This window comes from Rhizobium leguminosarum bv. trifolii WSM2297 (genome assembly GCF_000271845.1).
Map to the genome: position 1 here is coordinate 1,906,615 of NZ_JH719395.1, position 18,439 is coordinate 1,925,053.

The 18,439-nt window shown below is 62.5% G+C and carries 14 protein-coding genes, 1 other RNA gene and 1 pseudogene; 2 read left to right on the top strand and 14 right to left on the bottom strand.

What is annotated here, in order from left to right; translation table 11 throughout:
* The first annotated feature begins 145 nt into the window (after positions 1-145).
* Both RLEG4DRAFT_RS24650 and RLEG4DRAFT_RS24655 read left to right on the top strand, forming a co-directional pair.
* On the top strand, positions 146-1,462 hold the full coding sequence (locus RLEG4DRAFT_RS24650; protein ID WP_432416823.1) for an MFS transporter: 1,317 nt from the start codon (positions 146-148) through the stop codon (positions 1,460-1,462).
* Between the two features lie 114 nt (positions 1,463-1,576).
* Positions 1,577-2,506 carry a UDP-glucose 4-epimerase family protein gene (locus RLEG4DRAFT_RS24655; RefSeq protein ID WP_003580866.1) on the top strand — a complete coding sequence of 310 codons (930 nt, stop codon included), beginning with the start codon at positions 1,577-1,579 and terminating at the stop codon, positions 2,504-2,506.
* Positions 2,507-2,509: 3 nt separating this feature from the next.
* Here RLEG4DRAFT_RS24655 and murB read toward each other — a convergent pair whose 3' ends face one another.
* From murB to RLEG4DRAFT_RS24720, 14 genes and pseudogenes are all read right to left on the bottom strand, one after another.
* On the bottom strand, positions 2,510-3,484 hold the full coding sequence (gene murB, locus RLEG4DRAFT_RS24660; protein WP_003580867.1) for a UDP-N-acetylmuramate dehydrogenase: 975 nt from the start codon (positions 3,482-3,484) through the stop codon (positions 2,510-2,512).
* Complete coding sequence (gene murC, locus RLEG4DRAFT_RS24665) at positions 3,481-4,896, bottom strand: UDP-N-acetylmuramate--L-alanine ligase (protein ID WP_003580869.1); 1,416 nt, start codon at positions 4,894-4,896, stop codon at positions 3,481-3,483. The genes murB and murC overlap by 4 nt, the downstream gene beginning before the upstream one ends.
* A complete protein-coding gene (gene murG, locus RLEG4DRAFT_RS24670) occupies positions 4,893-6,017 on the bottom strand; it encodes an undecaprenyldiphospho-muramoylpentapeptide beta-N-acetylglucosaminyltransferase (RefSeq protein ID WP_003580870.1) in 1,125 nt (374 codons plus the stop codon). The genes murC and murG overlap by 4 nt, the downstream gene beginning before the upstream one ends.
* Before the next feature lie 6 nt (positions 6,018-6,023).
* On the bottom strand, positions 6,024-7,178 hold the full coding sequence (ftsW, locus tag RLEG4DRAFT_RS24675; protein ID WP_003565051.1) for a putative lipid II flippase FtsW: 1,155 nt from the start codon (positions 7,176-7,178) through the stop codon (positions 6,024-6,026).
* Between the two features lies 1 nt (position 7,179).
* Positions 7,180-8,592, bottom strand: coding sequence for a UDP-N-acetylmuramoyl-L-alanine--D-glutamate ligase (gene murD / locus RLEG4DRAFT_RS24680; RefSeq protein WP_003580871.1), 1,413 nt, complete (start codon positions 8,590-8,592; stop codon positions 7,180-7,182).
* A gap of 7 nt (positions 8,593-8,599) precedes the next feature.
* Positions 8,600-9,700, bottom strand: coding sequence for a phospho-N-acetylmuramoyl-pentapeptide-transferase (mraY, locus tag RLEG4DRAFT_RS24685; RefSeq protein ID WP_003565055.1), 1,101 nt, complete (start codon positions 9,698-9,700; stop codon positions 8,600-8,602).
* A gap of 22 nt (positions 9,701-9,722) precedes the next feature.
* Entirely contained in the window at positions 9,723-11,162 is a 1,440-nt protein-coding gene (locus RLEG4DRAFT_RS24690) for a UDP-N-acetylmuramoylalanyl-D-glutamyl-2,6-diaminopimelate--D-alanyl-D-alanine ligase (RefSeq protein WP_003580873.1), read from the bottom strand.
* Positions 11,159-12,679, bottom strand: coding sequence for a UDP-N-acetylmuramoyl-L-alanyl-D-glutamate--2,6-diaminopimelate ligase (locus RLEG4DRAFT_RS24695; protein WP_003580875.1), 1,521 nt, complete (start codon positions 12,677-12,679; stop codon positions 11,159-11,161). The genes RLEG4DRAFT_RS24690 and RLEG4DRAFT_RS24695 overlap by 4 nt, the downstream gene beginning before the upstream one ends.
* A gap of 6 nt (positions 12,680-12,685) precedes the next feature.
* On the bottom strand, positions 12,686-14,446 hold the full coding sequence (locus tag RLEG4DRAFT_RS24700) for a peptidoglycan D,D-transpeptidase FtsI family protein (RefSeq protein WP_003580877.1): 1,761 nt from the start codon (positions 14,444-14,446) through the stop codon (positions 12,686-12,688).
* Positions 14,446-14,895, bottom strand: a complete 450-nt coding sequence (gene ftsL, locus RLEG4DRAFT_RS24705) for a cell division protein FtsL (protein WP_003580878.1) — start codon at positions 14,893-14,895, stop codon at positions 14,446-14,448. Before ftsL ends, RLEG4DRAFT_RS24700 begins: the two co-directional genes overlap by 1 nt.
* A gap of 1 nt (position 14,896) precedes the next feature.
* Positions 14,897-15,922 (bottom strand): 16S rRNA (cytosine(1402)-N(4))-methyltransferase RsmH, encoded by a 1,026-nt coding sequence (gene rsmH / locus RLEG4DRAFT_RS24710; RefSeq protein ID WP_003580879.1) that lies wholly within the window; start codon positions 15,920-15,922, stop codon positions 14,897-14,899.
* Positions 15,923-15,939: 17 nt separating this feature from the next.
* Entirely contained in the window at positions 15,940-16,377 is a 438-nt protein-coding gene (gene mraZ / locus RLEG4DRAFT_RS24715; RefSeq protein ID WP_037094786.1) for a division/cell wall cluster transcriptional repressor MraZ, read from the bottom strand.
* A 427-nt stretch (positions 16,378-16,804) separates the two neighbouring features.
* Positions 16,805-17,202, bottom strand: an RNA gene (gene rnpB / locus RLEG4DRAFT_RS38210) — RNase P RNA component class A.
* A gap of 53 nt (positions 17,203-17,255) precedes the next feature.
* Positions 17,256-18,430, bottom strand: a pseudogene (locus RLEG4DRAFT_RS24720) (NAD(P)/FAD-dependent oxidoreductase).
* Positions 18,431-18,439: the final 9 nt, after the last annotated feature.

Sequence of the window (18,439 nt, forward strand, 5' to 3'; positions counted from 1 at the left end):
CCCGTGGGAAATGCCGCGGTAAGGTCCACACAAGGATTGGGAAACTGCAATGCGATCGATGCGACGCGACGAGACGTTTTCTCGAACCTGAAATTGCGTTAAGACCCGCCAGCCTCCCAAGGCGCTTCATAGAATACTGATTGGAATGAAAATGACCGAAGCGATCTCCGCATCGCCGACCCCTGCCTCGAGCGCGCAAGTCAATTCCCCGGCTCGCGTTCTCATCGCCAGCCTCGTCGGCACCACCATCGAATTCTTCGACTTCTACGTCTACGCAACTGCAGCCGTCCTCGTCTTCCCGCATCTCTTCTTTCCGGCAAGCGATTCGAGCGCCGCAACGCTGCAGTCGCTCGTCACCTTCTCGATAGCCTTTTTCGCCCGTCCCATCGGCGCGGTAATCTTCGGCCATTTCGGCGACCGCATCGGCCGCAAGGCGACACTCGTCGCTGCGCTGATGACGATGGGACTTTCGACCGTCCTGATCGGCATGCTGCCGGGCTATGATTCGATCGGCATCGCAGCCCCGCTGTTGCTGGCGCTTTGCCGCTTCGGCCAGGGCCTCGGCCTCGGCGGCGAATGGGGTGGCGCCGTCCTGCTCGCCACCGAAAATGCCCCTCCCGGCAAACGCAGTTGGTATGCCATGTTCCCGCAGCTCGGCGCCCCGATCGGCTTCATCCTTTCCTCCGGCTTCTTCCTCGTCCTGGCGGAAACGATGAGTAACGAGGACTTCCTCGATTATGGCTGGCGCATTCCGTTCGTCGCCAGCCTCGCACTGGTCGCCGTCGGTCTCTATGTCCGCCTGAAGATCGCCGAAACGCCGGAGTTCCGGAAAGCCGTCGAAAAGCATGAACGCGTCGCCGTGCCGATCGAGGTGGTCTTCCGCGGCCATCTGCGCAGCCTGATCCTCGGCACCTTCATCGCGGTTGCGACCTTCGTGCTGTTCTATCTGATGACTGTTTTCACGCTCTCCTGGGGTACGACACCGTTGGAAAAGGGCGGGCTCGGTTATTCCCGCGAGCAGTTCCTGGTCGTCCAGCTTGTCGGCGTCGTCTTTTTCGGCCTGACCATCCCGCTCTCCGGCTGGCTCTCCGACCTTTATTCACGCCGCATCATCCTGGCGCTGACGACGATTGCCATCGCAATCTTCGGCTTCTTCTACGCCACGCTGTTGACCAGCGGCCTGACGGGCGCCTTCCTCTGCTCGATCATCGGCCTCGCCTTGATGGGCTTCACCTACGGTCCGATCGGCGCCGCCCTTGCCGCCCCCTTCCCGACCATGGTGCGTTATACCGGCGCCTCGATGACGTTCAACCTTGGCGGCATCTTCGGCGCGTCGCTCGCTCCCTACATCGCCACCTGGCTCGCAACCCACTACAGCCTGGACTATGTCGGCTACTACCTCGCTGGCTCGGCCGTGATCTCGTTGCTCTGCATCCTGTTGTCTGGCCGCGAAGAAGTCTGAGCCTCGGGCAGCGAAATGAACACGAAGCCGCGACGCCACCGTCGCGGCTTTTTTATTGATGCGGTGCGCACTTCCGGCTAACCCGAGCATACAAGGTAAACCGGGAAACAGATCATGCGATGCCTTATTACCGGCGCAGCCGGCTTTGTCGGTGGACCTCTCGTCGAAAGACTGCATCGAGAGCGGCTTTGGGAGCTTCAGGTGACCACGCGATCAGCAGACGCACGCTTTCCGGCGGATATGCGGCATTTCCCCATCGAGATATCCAGCGAAACGGACTGGACGGCAGCTCTCGACGGTGTGGATGTCGTCGTCCATCTCGCTGCCCGCGTGCACATCATGAATGACCGCGCCGCCGATCCTCTGACGGAATTCCGCCGGATCAATACCGCCGCCACGCTGAATCTCGCCGAGCAGGCCGCGCGCGCCGGGGTCAAAAGGCTCGTTTTCATCAGCAGCATCAAAGTCAATGGTGAAGAGAATGACCGGCCTTTCCGCCATGACGACACGCCGATGCCGCTTGATCCCTATGGCGTTTCGAAGCTGGAAAGCGAAATCGGATTGCATGACATCGCCGCCCGAACAGGCATCGAAGTCGTCGTCATTCGACCGCCGCTCGTCTATGGGCCCGGCGCCAGGGGCAACTTCGCCCTGCTCGTCGGACTTGTGCGCAAAAGAATACCGCTCCCCCTCGCGTCACTGACGAACCGCCGGACACTGGTCGCGCTTCCAAATCTCGTCGACCTGATCATCACGGCCATGACGCATCAGGGCGCTGCCGGCCAGACCTTTCTCGCCGGCGACGGAGAGGATCTCTCGACTCCTGGGCTCATCGAGGGCATTGCCGCAGGCTTGGGTGTCAAGCCGATGCTGCTCCCCTTCCCCCCCGCCCTGTTGCAGCTGGGCGCGAGAGCGACGGGAAAAGATGCCGTCTACCAGCGTCTCTGCGGTTCCCTGCAGGTCGATATATCCCACGCCCGCAACGTGCTCGGCTGGTCGCCGATCGTCACGCCGGGCGAAGGTCTGAAGCTTGCTGTGACGTAAACCTTATTCGCTGGTGACGCCGTGGAACGGGCGCACTTCGCGGCCGGGCATGAAGACGCCGAGGCGCTTGATTTCCCATTCGAGCTTGATGCCCTCTTTCTCGAAGACCTCGCGGCGCACCTGTTCGCCCAGATATTCGAGATCGTAGCCGGTCGCCTGCCCCATATTGATCATGAAGTTGCAGTGAAGCGACGACATCTGCGCACCGCCAATGACGAGACCGCGGCAGTCTGCCTCGTCGATCAGCTTCCAGGCCGAATGGCCCGCCGGGTTCTTGAAGGTCGAGCCGCCGGTCTTTTCGCGAATCGGCTGCACCGTCTCGCGGTGATTGCGCACCGCGTCCATTTCGGCGCGGATCTTGGCGCGATCCTCAGGATAGCCCTCGAACAACACCGAAGTGAAGATCAGGTCGGCAGGTGGTGTGGAATGCCGATAGGAATAGCCCATCTCGGCATTGGAAAGCACGTGCTTGTTGCCCTTGCGGTCGACCGCATTGACCTCGATCAGCCGCTCGCGCGTCTCGACGCCGTTGGCCCCGGCATTCATGCGCGCCGCGCCGCCGATGCTGCCCGGAATACCGTAGAAGAAATGAAAGCCGCCGATGCCGTTATCCATCGCCATCGCCGCCACATGTTTATCGGGGCAGATGGTGCCGGCCAGAATGCGGTTTTCGCCGGCAAGCTCGACGAAGCCGAAGCCCTTGGCCGACAGGCGCAGCACGACGCCGGGAATACCGCCGTCGCGCACCAGGATGTTGGAGCCGACGCCGATCACCGTCAGCGGCACCTCTTCCGGCAAAATCTTCAGGAAGGCAACGAGATCATCGATGTCATGCGGCTGGAACATCAGCTCGGCCAGGCCGCCGGCCCGGAACCAGGTAACGCGGTCCATGGGGGCATCCGGGGTGATACGACCGCGAATATCCTTTACACCGTCTCCGAGAGACGCGAGAAGCTTTTCCCCATTCACCTGTTTCATGCGGACTTTCCCGATAGGCCTTCCAGTTGCTTGGGCAGCGCCGCCGCCCAGGATGTGATGCTCCCAGCCCCCAACAGAACCACAAAATCGCCAGGCTTTGCAACCTCCGCAACCATCTGCGGCAGAAGTTCCGCCGAGGTGAGAAAGCGGGCGTCGCGATGGCCGCCGGATTTGATCCGCGAGACCAGCGAAACGGAATCGATTCCGTCGATCGGATCTTCGCCCGCCGCGTAGACCGGCGCCAGGAAAATGCTGTCGGCATCGTTGAAGCAGGCGGCAAATTCCTCGAACAGGCTTGCCAGGCGGCTATAGCGGTGCGGCTGGTGGACCGCGATGATGCGCCCCTTGCAGGCTTCGCGAGCAGCGCGCAGCACTGCCTTGATCTCGACGGGATGGTGGCCGTAATCGTCGAAGATCTGCACCCCGTTCCATTCGCCGGTCAGCGTGAAGCGGCGCTTGACGCCGCCGAAGGAGGCAAGCCCCTTGGCGATATCGGCGCTCGATATGCCGAGCCGGTTGGCGACGGCGATCGCCGCCGTCGCGTTGGAAATATTATGCCGCCCGGGCATCGGCATGACTAGCCCCTTGAGCTCGATCACCTGGCCGGTGCGGCGGCGGCGAATGGCCACATCGAAGATCGAGCGCGTGCCGTCGATGCGCACATTGGTGAAGCGTACGTCGGCCTGCGGGTTCTCGCCATAGGTGATGATCTTGCGATCCTCGATGCGGCCGACCAGCGACTGCACTTCCGGATGGTCGAGGCACATGACGCCGAAGCCGTAAAACGGCACGTTCTCGACGAACTGCCGGAAGGCGGCGCGCACGGCGTCGAAATTGCCGTAATGGTCGAGATGTTCGGGGTCGATATTGGTGATGACGGCGACATCGGCCGGAAGCTTCAGGAAAGTGCCGTCCGATTCGTCGGCCTCGACGACCATCCACTCGCCCTCGCCCATGCGGGCATTGGTGCCGTAGGCGTTGATGATGCCGCCATTGATGACGGTCGGGTCGAGACCGCCGGCTTCGAGCAGCGTCGCGACCAGCGAAGTGGTCGTCGTCTTGCCATGCGTGCCGCCGATGGCGATCGCATTGCGGAAGCGCATCAGCTCGGCGAGCATTTCGGCGCGGCGCACCACCGGCAGCAGCTTTTCGCGCGCAGCAATCAGTTCCGGATTGCTCTTCTTGATCGCCGTCGAGACGACCACGACTTCGGCATCACCGAGGTTTTCCGCCCGGTGGCCGACGAACACCTCGATGCCTTTGTCGCGCAGACGCTGGACATTGGCGCTGTCTGATTGGTCCGATCCTTGCACCTTGTGGCCGAGATTGTGCAGCACCTCGGCGATACCGCTCATGCCGATGCCGCCGATACCGATGAAATGGACGAGACCGATCGCCTTCGGCAGTTTCATGCGCGTGTCCTCTTGAATTCCGCTAGTGTCCGTTTGGCGGCAATAGCCTCAACCATGTCGGCAAGCAAGTTCGCGGCATCGGGTTTCCCGGCGCGTTTCGCCGCCGCCGCCATATGCGCAAGCTTTTCCGGGTCGTTCATCACAGCCGTCAGGATCGCCGCGATCTTCTCCGGCGAAAGCTCCGACTGGGCGATCACCTTCGCCCCGCCGGTCGCCGCCAGTGCGGCGGCATTCGCCGCCTGGTCATGATCGAGAGCATGCGGGTAAGGCACGAGCACGGCAGGTCGGCCGATGACCGAGATTTCCGAAACCGTCGAGGCGCCGGAACGGCAGATGACAAGATGAGCCTTTGCCAGCCGCTCGGCCATGTCGGTGAAGAAGGGGGCGATATCGGCGCCCATCTCCAGCTTGGCAACGCAGCCGCCGACCATCTCCATGTCCTCCGGGCGCACCTGCTGGGTGATGCGCAGGCGCAGGCGAAGCGCGTCGTCGAGCAGGCTGATCGCCGTCGGCATCGCCTTGGAGAAATATTGCGCGCCCTGGCTGCCGCCGAAGACGACAAGATTGAAGGCTTCGCCTGCATGCGAAGGGGTATAAGGCACCTCGGCAGCGGCGATGATCGCCGGTCGGACCGGATTGCCCGTCGTCACCGTCTTCTCCGGGAAGGCGCCGCCGCCTTCCCGCAGGAAGCCGCCGGCAATGCCCTGCACGCGGGTCGCCAAGGCCTTGTTGGCGCGGCCCATCACGGCATTCTGCTCGTGGATCATCGCGGGCACGCCGAGCCGGGTGGCGGCAAGCAGCGGCGGCACCGTCGGATAACCGCCGAAACCGACGACGACGACGGGTTTCAGCCGCTGGATCAGCTTCTTTGCCGCGCGCATACCGCTCCACAGCGTCCACAGCGAGCGGGCGACGGCAACCGGGTTCTTCGAGCCGATCGTCGCCGACGGCACGACATGGATCTCCTCGGCCGGAAACTTGCCGGCATAACGCTCGGCCCGGCTGTCGGTGACGAGATGCACCGAATAGCCGCGCTCCTTCAGCTTGAAGGCCAGCGCCTCCGCCGGGAACACATGGCCGCCGGTTCCCCCGGCGGCAAGCAGCACGATGCCATTGCTCATAGTCTTTTACTCCGCCGGCATGCCGTGCGGGACGCGGAAAAGGCTCCGGTCCTGCGCACGTTTTTCCGGTCGATGGCGCGTCAGCGCCAGAATGAAGCCGGCGGTGACGCAGATTGCCACCATCGACGAGCCGCCGTAGGAAATCAGCGGCAGCGTCATGCCCTTTGCCGGCAGCAGTTCGAGATTGACGCCGATATTGATGATCGACTGGATGCCCATCTGCAGCACCAGGCCGGCAACGGCGAAGCGGTTGAAGTCGTTGCGCTCGCGATAGGCATGCGAGAGCCCGCGCAGCACCAGCACGGTAAACAGCGCCACCAGCGCCATGCAGAAGACGATACCGAACTCCTCGGCCGCGACCGAGAAGATGAAATCGGTATGCGCATCCGGGATGATGCGCTTGACGATCCCCTCGCCCGGTCCCTGGCCGAACCAGCTGCCGCGGATGATCGCCTCGCGCGCCGTGTCGATCTGGAAAGTGTCGCCCTCGCCAGTCATGAACTTGTCTATTCGCAATGCGACGTGCGGGAAGACGTAATAGGCGCTGAGCAGGCCACCGGCGCCGCCGATGCCGAGCAGCATGATCCAGATCCATGGCATGCCGGCCATGAAGAACATTCCGCCCCAGACAGCTGTCGTCAGGATCGTCTGGCCGAGGTCAGGCTGCGCGACGAGCAGGGCGGCGACGATGGCAAACAGGATGATGGCGAAGAGATTGCCGGGAATTTCCGGCTGGCGCGCATGTTCGGCAAACAGCCAGGCGCAAACCACGACGAAGGCGGGCTTCATGAATTCCGACGGCTGGATGGAAAGGCCGGCGATCCAGATCCAGCGCCTGCCGCCCTTGACCTCCTGCCCGACGAACAGCACCAGCACCATCATCGCAAGCGAGATGATCAAGAGCAGGATCGCCGTTCGCCGCACCTGCCGCGGCGTCAGGAACGACAGTCCGAGCATGACGGAAATCGACGGGATCATGAAGGCCGCATGGCGCTTGACGAAGTGGAAGGGCTCGAGCCCGATGCGCTCGGCGACCGCTGGCGACGCCGCAAACGACAGCATGAAGCCGATGCCCATCAGGAAGATGAACATCGCCAGGAAGAAGCGGTCGATGGTCCAGAACCAATCGGCCAGAGGCCCACGTTCCGCGCGGCTTACCATGTCATTTCTCTCCTGTTGCCGAACCGATCAGCATCGCAATTCCGTCAAGCGCTGCCACGTGTCCGACGAAGGCATCACCCCTGACTTCGAAATTCTTATACTGGTCGAAGCTTGCGCAAGCCGGGGATAACATCACGGCCGAAGAGCCGCTCTCGTCGCGCTCCGCATCGGCTGCCGCATGCACGACCGCGCGCTCCAGCGTGCCCGAAATCTCGTAAGGCACGGCCTCGCCGAGCGTTGCTGCAAATTCCGCCGCCGCCTCGCCGATCAGATAGGCCTTGGCGATGCGCGGAAAATAGGGAGCGAGCGTGGTGATGCCGCCTGCCTTCGGCAGGCCGCCGGCGATCCAGTAGATGCGATCATAGCTCGAAAGGGCCGGCGCCGCAGCATCGGCGTTGGTCGCCTTGGAATCGTTGACGAAAACGACGCGGCCCCGCTGTCCCACCGGCTGCATGCGATGCTTGAGGCCAGGAAACGAGACAAGGCCGCTGCGAATATCGTCCGCGGAAACCCCGACGGCAAGGCAGGCGGCGACAGCTGCTGCGGCGTTCTGCGCATTATGACTGCCGCGCAGCGTCTGGATGCCGTCGAGATCGGCGAAGGGCAGCACGGCGCCGCCGGCGGCCTGAACGAGCCTGGTGCCCTCGGCATAGATGCCTGATGCCACCACGTTGCGGCGAGAGATACGGACCACCTTGACGCCTGCCCGCTCGACGCGGTCGGCAATCAAAGCCGAATGGCTGTCGTCGATGCCGACGATCGCCACATCGCTGCCGGCGACCAGCCGTTCCTTGATATCGGCATAATGCTGCATCGTGCCGTGACGGTCGAGATGATCGGGCGTCAGGTTGAGCAGGATGCCGGCAGACGGGTTCAGCGTCGGCGCCAGATCGATCTGATAGGAAGAGCATTCGACGACATAGTAACGTCCGGCCTTCGGGGGATCGAGCGTCAGCACCGCCGTGCCGATATTGCCGCCGAGCTGCGTGTCGTAGCCTGATGATTTCAGAATATGGGCGATCAGCGCCGTCGTCGTCGACTTGCCATTCGTGCCTGTGATGGCGATGAACGGGCAATCCGGCGCATGGGCGCGGCGCTCGCGCACGAAGAGCTCGACGTCGCCGACGATATCGACGCCGGCGGCGCGCGCAAGATCAACGGTCCAGTGCGGTTTCGGATGGGTGAGCGGCACGCCGGGCGACAGCACGAACAGCGCCTGCTGGCTCCAGTCGATGGTGTGCAGATCCTCCGTCCTGATGCCTTCGGCGGAAGCCTTGGCGACGCTGTCCGGATTGTCGTCCCAGGCGGTCACATCGGCGCCGCCTGAAACCAGCGCCCGGGCGGTGGCGAGGCCGGAGCCGCCGAGCCCGAAGAGCGCGACCTTCCTGTCCTTGAGCGTCGTGACCGGGATCATCGCCGCCTCACCTGAGCTTCAGCGTCGAGAGGCCGAGCATGGCAAGGCCGACGGCGATGATCCAGAAGCGGATCACCACCTGGCTTTCGGTCCAGCCCTTTTTCTCGAAGTGATGATGGATCGGCGCCATCAGGAAGACCCGCCGGCCGGTCATCTTGAAGAAGCCGACCTGGATGATGACCGAGAGCGTCTCCATGACGAAGAGGCCGCCGATGATCGCCATGACGATCTCGTGTTTGGTGGCGACGGCAACGGTGCCGATCGTGCCGCCGAGCGCGAGCGACCCGGTGTCGCCCATGAAGATGGCGGCCGGTGGCGCGTTGAACCAGAGAAAGCCGAGGCCGGCGCCGATGACGGCGCCGAGCACGACGGCGAGTTCGCCGGTGCCGGGCACGAAATTGATCTGCAGGTAGTTCGCAAACACCACATTGCCGGCGAGATAGGCGATGACGCCGAAGGAGGCGGCGGCGATCATCACAGGCACGATGGCAAGCCCGTCGAGGCCGTCAGTCAGGTTGACCGCATTGCCGGCGCCGACGATGACGAAGCCGCCGAAGACCACGAACATGATGCCGAGATTGATCATGAAGTCCTTGAAGAAAGGAAAGGCGATCGACGAGCCGAAGGTCGAGCCGGCAACGCCCGAGGCAAGGGCGGTGCGCATCATGAAATAGACGGCGATGCCGGCGATGACGAATTCGATGCCGAGGCGCGCCTTGCCCGAGAAGCCCATATGGCTCTGCTTGGTCACCTTGAGATAGTCGTCGTAGAAGCCGATCGCGCCGAAGCCGAGCGTCACCAGCAAGGTGGCGACGACATAGACGTTGGAAAGATCGGCCCAGAGCAGCGATGCGCCGACGATGCCGGCAAGGATCATCAACCCGCCCATGGTCGGCGTGCCGGCCTTCTTGAAATGCGTCTGCGGCCCATCGGCGCGGATCGGCTGGCCCTTGCCTTGCCGGATGCGCAGCGAATTGATGATCGTCGGCCCGAACAGGAAGACGATCAGGGCTGAGGTGAAGAGAGCGGCCCCTGTGCGGAAGGTAATATATCTGAACAGGTTCAGAAACTTGAAATATTCCGACAGTTCGACAAGCCAAATCAGCATTCAGGGCCCCTTGTTTACCCGATCAAAGTTCGCGTTGCGTGTCGGAAAATGGCGGGAACTTGTCAAGGAGCGCGGCGACGATCTTGCCGAAACCGATGCCCAGAGACGATTTCACCATCAACACGTCGCCCGGTGCGACCGAGTTCAATACATAATCCGTCAATTCGCCGGTGTTCGCGCGATACTCGACATGGACACTTTCCGGCAACGATTCCTTGAGCGCAGCCATCTCTGCGCCGGCGAGCCAGACATGGGCGATGCCGGCTGCAAGCAGCGGCACGGCGAGATCGGTATGGACCTTCTGCGCATAGTCGCCCATCTCCAGCATGTCGCCGAGCACGGCGATACGGCGTCCGCGGCCGGTCGGCTCGGAGGCGGCCAGCAGTGCGATCGCCGCGCGCATCGAAGCCGGATTGGCATTGTAGCTCTCGTCGATCAGCGTGAAGCTGTCCCTGCCGCTGCCGATGGAAAGCCGGTGACGCTTGCCCCTGCCCTTTTCCGGCTTCAGCGTCGCAAGCGCTTCGATCGCCTTTTCCATGTCGGCGCCGACGGTCTTGACGACCCCGAGTGCTGCGAGCGCATTTTCGGCAATATGGCGACCGGGCGCGCCGATCGCGACCTCCAGCGTCTCGCCGCCGATCGTCAGCCACAGCGTCGAATTTTCGTCCGAGCCGTTGAATTCCGCCAACCGGAATTCGGCCTTGGCATGCTGGCCGAAGGAATGGATATGCTCGATGCCGAGCGACTGGGCCGTGCGGTCGAGGAAATTGAACTGGTCATTGTCGCGGTTAAGCACGACATGGCCACCGGGCTCGAGCCCCTCGAAGATCTCCGCTTTGGCGGCGGCGATCTCCTTGATGTTCTTGAAATTGCCGAGATGTGCCGGCGCGATCGTCGTGATGATGGCGACATCCGGACGGATCATCTCAACCAGCGGCCGGATCTCGCCCGGATGGTTCATCCCGACTTCGAAGACACCGTAATCCGTATCCTCAGGCATGCGCGCCAGCGTCAGCGGCACGCCCCAATGATTGTTGAAGGAGGCGACGGAAGCGTGCACCTTGCCGGAGGGCGACAGCACATGCCGCAGCATCTCCTTGGTGGTGGTCTTGCCGACCGAACCGGTGACGGCGATGATCCTTGCCCGCGAGCGCTCGCGGGAAACCTGCCCCAAGCGACCGAGTGCAGCGAGCACGTCTTCGACGACGATCATCGGCACGGTCAGGCGGCCCATGGCGGGAAGCCTTGCCTCGCTGACGACCAGAAGGGAGGCGCCGTTTGCCATCGCCATCGATGCGTAATCATGGCCGTCGACACGGTCGCCTTTGATCGCGAAGAACGCTTCGCCTGGGCCAATCGAGCGGCTGTCGATGGAAATGCCGGTGATGCCTTCGGGCAGAGAGCCGAAGGGACGCCCCGCCATCGCTGCGATCATGTCTTCGGTCGTCCAGAGCCAGCTCAAGATTGCAGTTCCTCCAGGGCCTTGCGCACCTCCGCGTGATCGGAGAACGGCAGGGTAACGCTGCCGATCGTCTGCCCTTCCTCATGCCCCTTGCCGGCGACGATCAGCGTATCGCCGGATCTCAACATGCCGACAGCCTCGCGGATCGCCGTGGCGCGATCGGCAATTTCCGAAGCGCAAGGCGCCGCGGCCATGATCTCGGCGCGGATCGACGCCGGCTCCTCCGAGCGCGGATTATCGTCGGTGACGATGACGACATCGGCAAGGCGGCAGGCGATTTCGCCCATGATCGGTCGTTTGCCGCGATCACGATCGCCGCCACAGCCGAAGACGACGACGACGCGGCCGGTGGTGAAAGGCCTGACCGAGCCCAGCACGTTTTCCAGCGCATCCGGCTTGTGGGCGTAGTCGACATAGGCAAGTGCGCCGTCTTTCGTATGGCCGACCAGTTCAAGACGGCCGGACGCGCCGACGAGCTTCTCGAGTGCGGCCATCGCCACCTTGGCCGCAACGCCGGTCGACATGGCAAGCCCTGCCGCAACCAGCGCGTTGGCGACCTGGAAATCGCCGGCCAGCGGAATGTCCACCTCGAAGATCTCGCCGCCGATATGGATTTCGGCCGTCTGTTTGTGGCGGAAATGCTCGACGCGTTTCAGCGACAGGTAATCGCCCCTGCGCCCAACGGTGCGCACATCGTGACCGGCATCGGCCGCAGCCTTGATCGCCTCGGCCGACCACGGATCGTCAGCGAAGATCACCGCCGGCGACCCCTTCGGCAGCAGCGTATCGAATAACCGCATCTTGGCGGCCATATAGGCTTCGATCGTCGGATGATAATCCATGTGGTCACGGCCGAGATTGGTAAAGGCGGCGGCGGCAAGCTTGACGCCGTCGAGCCGGCTCTGGTCGAGGCCGTGGCTGGACGCCTCCATCGCCGCATGCGTGACACTTTCGCCGGCAAGTTCGGCCAGGAGCTTGTGCAGCGACACCGGATCGGGCGTCGTCAGCGAACCATATTCGTTGCGCGTCGGCGAGACGACACCTGTTGTGCCGATCATCGCCGCCGCATGCCCCGCATGCGCCCAGATCTGCCGGGTGAAGGAGGCGACGGAGGTCTTTCCCGCCGTGCCGGTGACGGCGACCATCGTTTCGGGCTGTCTGCCGAAGAAGCGTGAAGCGGCGATCGAAAGGAAACGGCGCGGCTCCTTGACCGCAAGCACCGGGATGGAAGCTTCGACGGCCTGGGAGGCAATCGCGACGGCGGCACCTCGGCCGGCGGCATCGGCGATGAAGCCCGCACCATCGGCCTTGGTGCCGGCAACCGCGACGAAAGCATTGCCCGGCGCTACATGGCGGCTGTCCGAAGACAGGCCTGAAATATCAAGCCGGCCTGCAGGGCCTTCGAGCTGTGCTTCAATTTCCGGAAACAGTTCTCCGGCCAGATCTCGCAATTTCATCGAATGCACTTTTCTCTCTTGAAGCCGGTCCACCCCTCGCGAATCGGCGTCGATATTCATTCACACTCAATAAGACACCAGCAAGGCCGATCCGCCCTCCCCGAATTTCGGCTCGATGCCGAGAATGGGAGCCGCGCGGCTGATAATCTCGCGGGCGATCGGGCCCGCGGTACCGGCAGAGATCGTTCCGCCATATTGCTTCTCGCCGGTTTTCGGCTCGTCGCAGAAGGTGATCACGGCATATCGGGGATCGTTGATCGGGAATGCGGCAATGAAGGAGTTGAAGTTCAGGGTCGCGGAATAGCGGCCGTTTACCACCTTGTCGGCCGTACCGGTCTTGCTGCCGACGGCAAAGCCCGGCACGCGGGCGACGCGGCCCGATCCCTTGTATCCGTTGAAATCGAGCAGATAGCGGATTTCGTCGCTGGTCGTCTTTTTGATGACCTGCGTGGCGATCTCATCGGCCTGGTCGCGCGTGCGCGGCAGGAATGTCGGCTCGATCAGCTTGCCGCCGTTGACGAGAGCCGCGGCCGCCACCCCTGTCTGCAGTGCCGTCGTCGAGACGCCGTGGCCGAAGGAAATCGTGATCGAATTGATTTTCTTCCACACCCTCGGCTGACTTGGCATCTTCACCTCCGGCAGTTCGGTCTGCATCTTGGTCAGCAGGCCGAATTTGGTCAGATAGTCTTTCTGCGCATCGATGCCGACGATGTCGATGACGCGCGCCGTGCCGATATTCGACGAGTACTGGAAAATCTCAGGTACGGTCAGCCAACGGCGTTGCCCGTGGAAATCGTGGATGGTGAAGCCGCCGATATAGATCGATTTGCTGGCATCGAATGTGTCGGTCATCTTCACCTTGCCGCTGTCGAGCGCCATCGCCAGCGAAAAGGTCTTGAAGGTCGATCCCATTTCGAAGGTGCCGTTGGTCATCCGGTTGAGCCAGCCCTCCTTGGCGCCTTCCTGCGGATCGTTCGGATCGAAATCCGGCGCCGAGGCCATGGCCAGCACTTCCCCGGTATGCACGTCGATGACGGCAGCACCCGCCCCCTTGGACTGGAAGTTGTTGACGGCGTTGACGACCGCGTCGCGGACAATGTTCTGGACACGCAGGTCGATCGAAAGCCGCACCGGTTCAAGCGGCTGGTCGCTGGTCATGCCGACCGAGGCGAGGTCGGCAAGCCCCTGATCGTCTATATATTTCTCCATGCCGGCAACGCCGCGGTTGTCGATATTGACGTAACCGAGGATATGCGCGGCGGTCGAACCGCCCGGATAGAAACGGCGCTTTTCCGGCCGGAAGCCGATGCCGGGAATGCCGAGGGCCAGGATCTGGCTCTGCTGCTTCGGCGTCAGCTGCCGGCGCAGCCAGGCGAAATGCGAGGTTTTGACCGAGAGCTTCTTATAGGTATCCCGGACGTCGAGCTCGGGCAGAACAGTCGCAAGCTTCTCGACCGCCTCATCGGCATCGACGATCTTGTTGGGTTCGGCAAACAGCGAGACGGTTCGGATGTCGGTCGCCAGCACCTCCCCGTTGCGGTCGAGAATGTCGGGGCGCGAGGCCATCAGCCGATCGGGCGGCAGGATGCTGGAGACGACTTCCTGATCCTTCATCGCATATTCGACGAGGCGGCCGCCGATGATGACGTAGACACCCATGAAGCCGAGGATCAACAGGCCGACGCGGCTTTTGGCCTGCCCCGACTTCTTCTTGCGCGATCCCTCGATCGCCAGGCCGGCGGGCGAAGGACCGCCGAACCGGTTATAGACGCCGGCGGAGAAATGCGCCTGGCTCTTCAAAACCATGATGCGGGAAAGAAACGACATTATTCCACCGACCCCGTTTCGATCTCGTCTGCATCGTCCTCCGGCTCGGCGCGCGGCGCGGGCTTTGGAACGGGCTGCGCCTTGGTCGTAACCGTCGCGCCGGCCAGGCTCGCGCCTTTGGCGCCGGCCTTGGCCTCCGTCACGTCGGGCACGGGAACATCGGATTTCAGCATCGGCAATTCCTTGGCATGCACCAGCGCCGTCGATTGCGTCGGCTGCAGCTGCAACTCGTCATCATAGGCCTTGACCAGCCGCTCCAGCCGGTTCGGCTGCGATTGCAGCGCCCAGTCAGCCTTGAGAAGGTCGATCGTGTCCTCCTCGAGCTTGATCTCGGCTTCGAGGCGATGAACCTCCTCGAGCTTCAATTCGGCGCGATGCTTGATCGTGTAGGTCACGGCGGCGGTGGCCGTCATGACGCCGATGAGCACGAGATCGAACGTTTTCAGCATATCAACCTCCAAGCTTTCCGAGACTGGCGAGATTGGGAAACCCGAAGAGCGACATATCCGCAGCTTCAGCGGCGGCATCCGTCCTCAACCCGGCGCGCAGCTTGGCGGAGCGGGCGCGCGGATTGATCTCCGCTTCCGCCTCACTTGCCGAAACCATCGGCTTGCCGATCGCCGCAAAGGTTGCCGCCCGCTCATGGGCGACCGGCAGATGCCGCGACCCCGATGCCTTGCCGGCACGGTCGGAGAAGAATTTCTTGACGATGCGGTCTTCGAGCGAATGAAAGGTGACGACGACGAGCCGCCCGCCCGGCTTCAGCGCCGCTTCCGCCGCAAACAGCGCCTGGGCGAGTTCGCCGAGCTCATCGTTGACGAAGATGCGCAAAGCCTGGAAGACACGCGTTGCCGGATGGATCTTGTCCTTCATCTTGCGCGGCGTGACCAGTTCGATGAGACCGGCAAGATCCCGCGTCGTTTCGAACGGCTTTTCCTCGCGGCGCTTCTCGATCGCATGCGCAATGCGCGGCGCCTGGCTTTCCTCGCCAAGGAAATGGAAGATGCGGATAAGATCGGCGACCTTGGCACGGTTGACGACATCGGCCGCCGAAACGCCTGCAGCCGACATACGCATGTCGAGCGGTCCGCTCTTCTGGAAGGAGAAACCGCGCTCAGCCTCATCGATCTGCATGGAGGAAACGCCGATATCGAGCACGACGCCATCGAGCCCGCCTTGCGGCGCATGATCGGCAAGATGCGAGAATTGCGAATGAACAAGTTTGAGACGGCCACCATGGGCGGCAACCATTGCCTGGCCCGACGCAATCGCCGTCGGATCGCGGTCGAGCGCGATCACTTCGGCGCCGGCCGCAAGAATGGCGGAGCTGTAACCACCCGCACCGAAGGTACCGTCGAGGATGAGCTTGCCTGGCGCAGGCGCCAGCGCCGAAAGCACCTCCTCGAGAAGAACAGGAATGTGACGAACCGGTCCGCCACCGGCATCAGTTGAACCTCCGCCAGGATTCGCCACCATTCCGTTCCCTCGTTCTTTCAGGAACGCTTGCCCGCCAGCTTGCGCTCCCCTCGTGCCTGCGCCTGCGCAGCCACAAAAGCCTGCGGCTGCCAGAGCTGAAAATGATCCGCCCGACCGACGAAAGTCACTTCGTCCGAGATACCGGTAAAGCCGCGAATGAAATCCGTGACCATCAGCCGCCCCTCGGCGTCGAGCTTCATGAAGACCCCGCCTCCGTGAATGAGAAGCGACATCTCGTTCGCATCCGGCGAAAACGGATCCTCCGCAGCAATCTGCCGTTCGAATCTTTCGAGAAGATCCGGACCGCCGATACTGATCGCCGGAAACACAAAGTCCTGGAAGCAATAGAGCTCCTGAACATTGCGCTGCACCAGCACGGACCGAAACGCCGAAGGCACGGAAACCCTGCCCTTGGCGTCGATCCTGTTGGTCGCATTCGAAAGGAAGCGGCTCATGACTCGAAACATCCGTTCCCGCAGGGATCCGGACCAAAAGACGCCCGAAATTCCCGATATCAGGCACAGCTTCGCAAGCCGGATGAGCAAAAACCCCTCCGACGCTTCCGGAGAGGAAGACGCCTTTGCTTTGCGATGAATGGGCAGGTGATTGCCCCGGTGCAGTGCGCATTTGGGATAGCATGGGACCATATGGGCGTCAATGGGATACGCCCAGTTTGCACTCGACGCATGATCAAAAATTTATAAGCCGTTAAGTTTAACAAAGGGTTAGGATCGCCCTGGCGCGATGGCGCGCAACGGTGCTTTTGCAAAAAGAATTTTCCAACAGGCGGACTGCATGAGCATCCGCTTGAAAACATTTGATTTCAGTCTCTTACATGGAAATTAATCCTGAAACCAGGATCTTGTCGCGCCACAAAAGTTAATCGCCAGTTGGCCTGTAAGCCGGGTTCTGTATGGCTCCGGCGTGAACCGGAACGTGGCAGCCATTCCTCTGGGACAGCGCTCGCACGCTGCCTCACGCAACCCACCCGGATGACTGGCCTGGAAACCAGCCGGAAGGCCTTTCGGCCCGCCGCGTCATCCCTATTCGGTCTTGCTCCCGGTGGGGTTTACCGTGCCATTTCCGTTGCCGGAGATGCGGTGGGCTCTTACCCCACCCTTTCACCCTTACCTGTCATGACAGGCGGTTTGCTTTCTGTGGCACTTTCCCTGAGGTCGCCCTCGCCGGACGTTATCCGGCACCGTGTTTCCGTGGAGCCCGGACTTTCCTCACCCTATCGCCTTTCGGCATTGATAAAGCGCGGCTGCCCAGCCAACTGGCAGGGCTCCCATAAACGAGAGAGACGGCAATTGCCACCCAAATCAAAATTTAATTAGCGAAATTGCGGTGTGAAATCCGTGGAGTAGCCCTGTTCGCTGATTCTGCCCGCCAAAAGCAGCTCGGCCCCAAGCCGGCCGATTTCGTCCGAGCTCTTGGCCGAAGTGCCTGCACAGCCGGTCAGCACGGCGATTCCAGGCGATGAGGTATAGCCGATCATCGGGTAGCCGCTTTCCGTCTGCGACACGACGCAGGCTGCGGTCGAAATCGACAGCGGCGCCATATCGGGCACCAGACCTTCGACGATGCGGGTGAGATACGCACGCACGCTATCGCGCCCTTCGGTCCTGAACCAGGCGCGCATTGCCGCATCGCCATCGAGCACCAGATCGTCCGGGTCGCCGCCGATCTTCAGGTAGAATTTGCCATCGGGATAACGGATCGGCGGCAACAGGTAGATGTGGGTGCCGGGCACATCGAGAATGAGCGAAGGCATGGCAGCAAGACGCGCCGCCTCGCCCTCACTCACCTCGAACAGCGTCACGGTTCGGGCATAAACCGTCATGGCAACCGGCCGCGGCAACAGATTCTCCGCAATGGAAAATCCGCCCGCTGCCAGCAGCACTTTTTCACCGCGATAGGTCTGCCCGCCGGCGGTCTCGACGACACCAACCCCGCCTTCGTCGCGGATCGAGATGACATGGTCGCGGATGACGGCAGCACCCGCCTTTTCCGCCAGTAACGACTGCGCCTTGACGAGCTTGCGCGGACTGATGTGTCCGGCCCCCTCGCCTGGAACACGCCGGCGCAACCATCCGGAAAGGCGAAGTAGGGAAAGGCGGTCATCAGCCCCGCCTCGTCGAGCAGGCTGATCTCGGCGCCAAGCGAAACGGCGGCCTGCTGGGTTTTTTCGAGATAATCGCCTCCATCAGGCGCGACGACGACGCAGCCGACCTCTCTGTAGAAGTCGATGCCGCTGTCGCGGGCGATCTCGCCGTAGCGGCCGATCGAGCGGTTGGCGAGCAGCGCCCAGTTGCGGTCGGGATCGATGGTGCGGGTGATGCGCCCCTCATCGTAATGACTGGCGAAGACGCCCTGATGCGCCTTGCGATCGTCAGGCTCGTCCGGGCCGATCACCGCCACGCCGTCCACCTGGCGCGCCAGGTGCCGCGCCGCCGCAGCCCCCATCAGCCCGCGGCCGACGACGATATATTTGAAATCGACTGCCATGATGCTCCC

Coding starts and splice junctions, on each gene's coding strand:
- murC (WP_003580869.1), bottom strand. CDS start 4,896: ATGAAACTGCCGAAGGCGATCGGTCTCGTCCATTTCATCGGTATCGGC.
- ftsL (WP_003580878.1), bottom strand. CDS start 14,895: ATGCTGAAAACGTTCGATCTCGTGCTCATCGGCGTCATGACGGCCACC.
- mraY (WP_003565055.1), bottom strand. CDS start 9,700: ATGCTGATTTGGCTTGTCGAACTGTCGGAATATTTCAAGTTTCTGAAC.
- murG (WP_003580870.1), bottom strand. CDS start 6,017: ATGAGCAATGGCATCGTGCTGCTTGCCGCCGGGGGAACCGGCGGCCAT.
- murD (WP_003580871.1), bottom strand. CDS start 8,592: ATGATCCCGGTCACGACGCTCAAGGACAGGAAGGTCGCGCTCTTCGGG.
- rsmH (WP_003580879.1), bottom strand. CDS start 15,922: ATGGTGGCGAATCCTGGCGGAGGTTCAACTGATGCCGGTGGCGGACCG.
- RLEG4DRAFT_RS24700 (WP_003580877.1), bottom strand. CDS start 14,446: ATGTCGTTTCTTTCCCGCATCATGGTTTTGAAGAGCCAGGCGCATTTC.
- murB (WP_003580867.1), bottom strand. CDS start 3,484: ATGAAACAGGTGAATGGGGAAAAGCTTCTCGCGTCTCTCGGAGACGGT.
- mraZ (WP_037094786.1), bottom strand. CDS start 16,377: ATGAGCCGCTTCCTTTCGAATGCGACCAACAGGATCGACGCCAAGGGC.
- RLEG4DRAFT_RS24695 (WP_003580875.1), bottom strand. CDS start 12,679: ATGAATATCGACGCCGATTCGCGAGGGGTGGACCGGCTTCAAGAGAGA.
- RLEG4DRAFT_RS24650 (WP_432416823.1), top strand. CDS start 146: ATGAAAATGACCGAAGCGATCTCCGCATCGCCGACCCCTGCCTCGAGC.
- ftsW (WP_003565051.1), bottom strand. CDS start 7,178: ATGGTAAGCCGCGCGGAACGTGGGCCTCTGGCCGATTGGTTCTGGACC.
- RLEG4DRAFT_RS24655 (WP_003580866.1), top strand. CDS start 1,577: ATGCGATGCCTTATTACCGGCGCAGCCGGCTTTGTCGGTGGACCTCTC.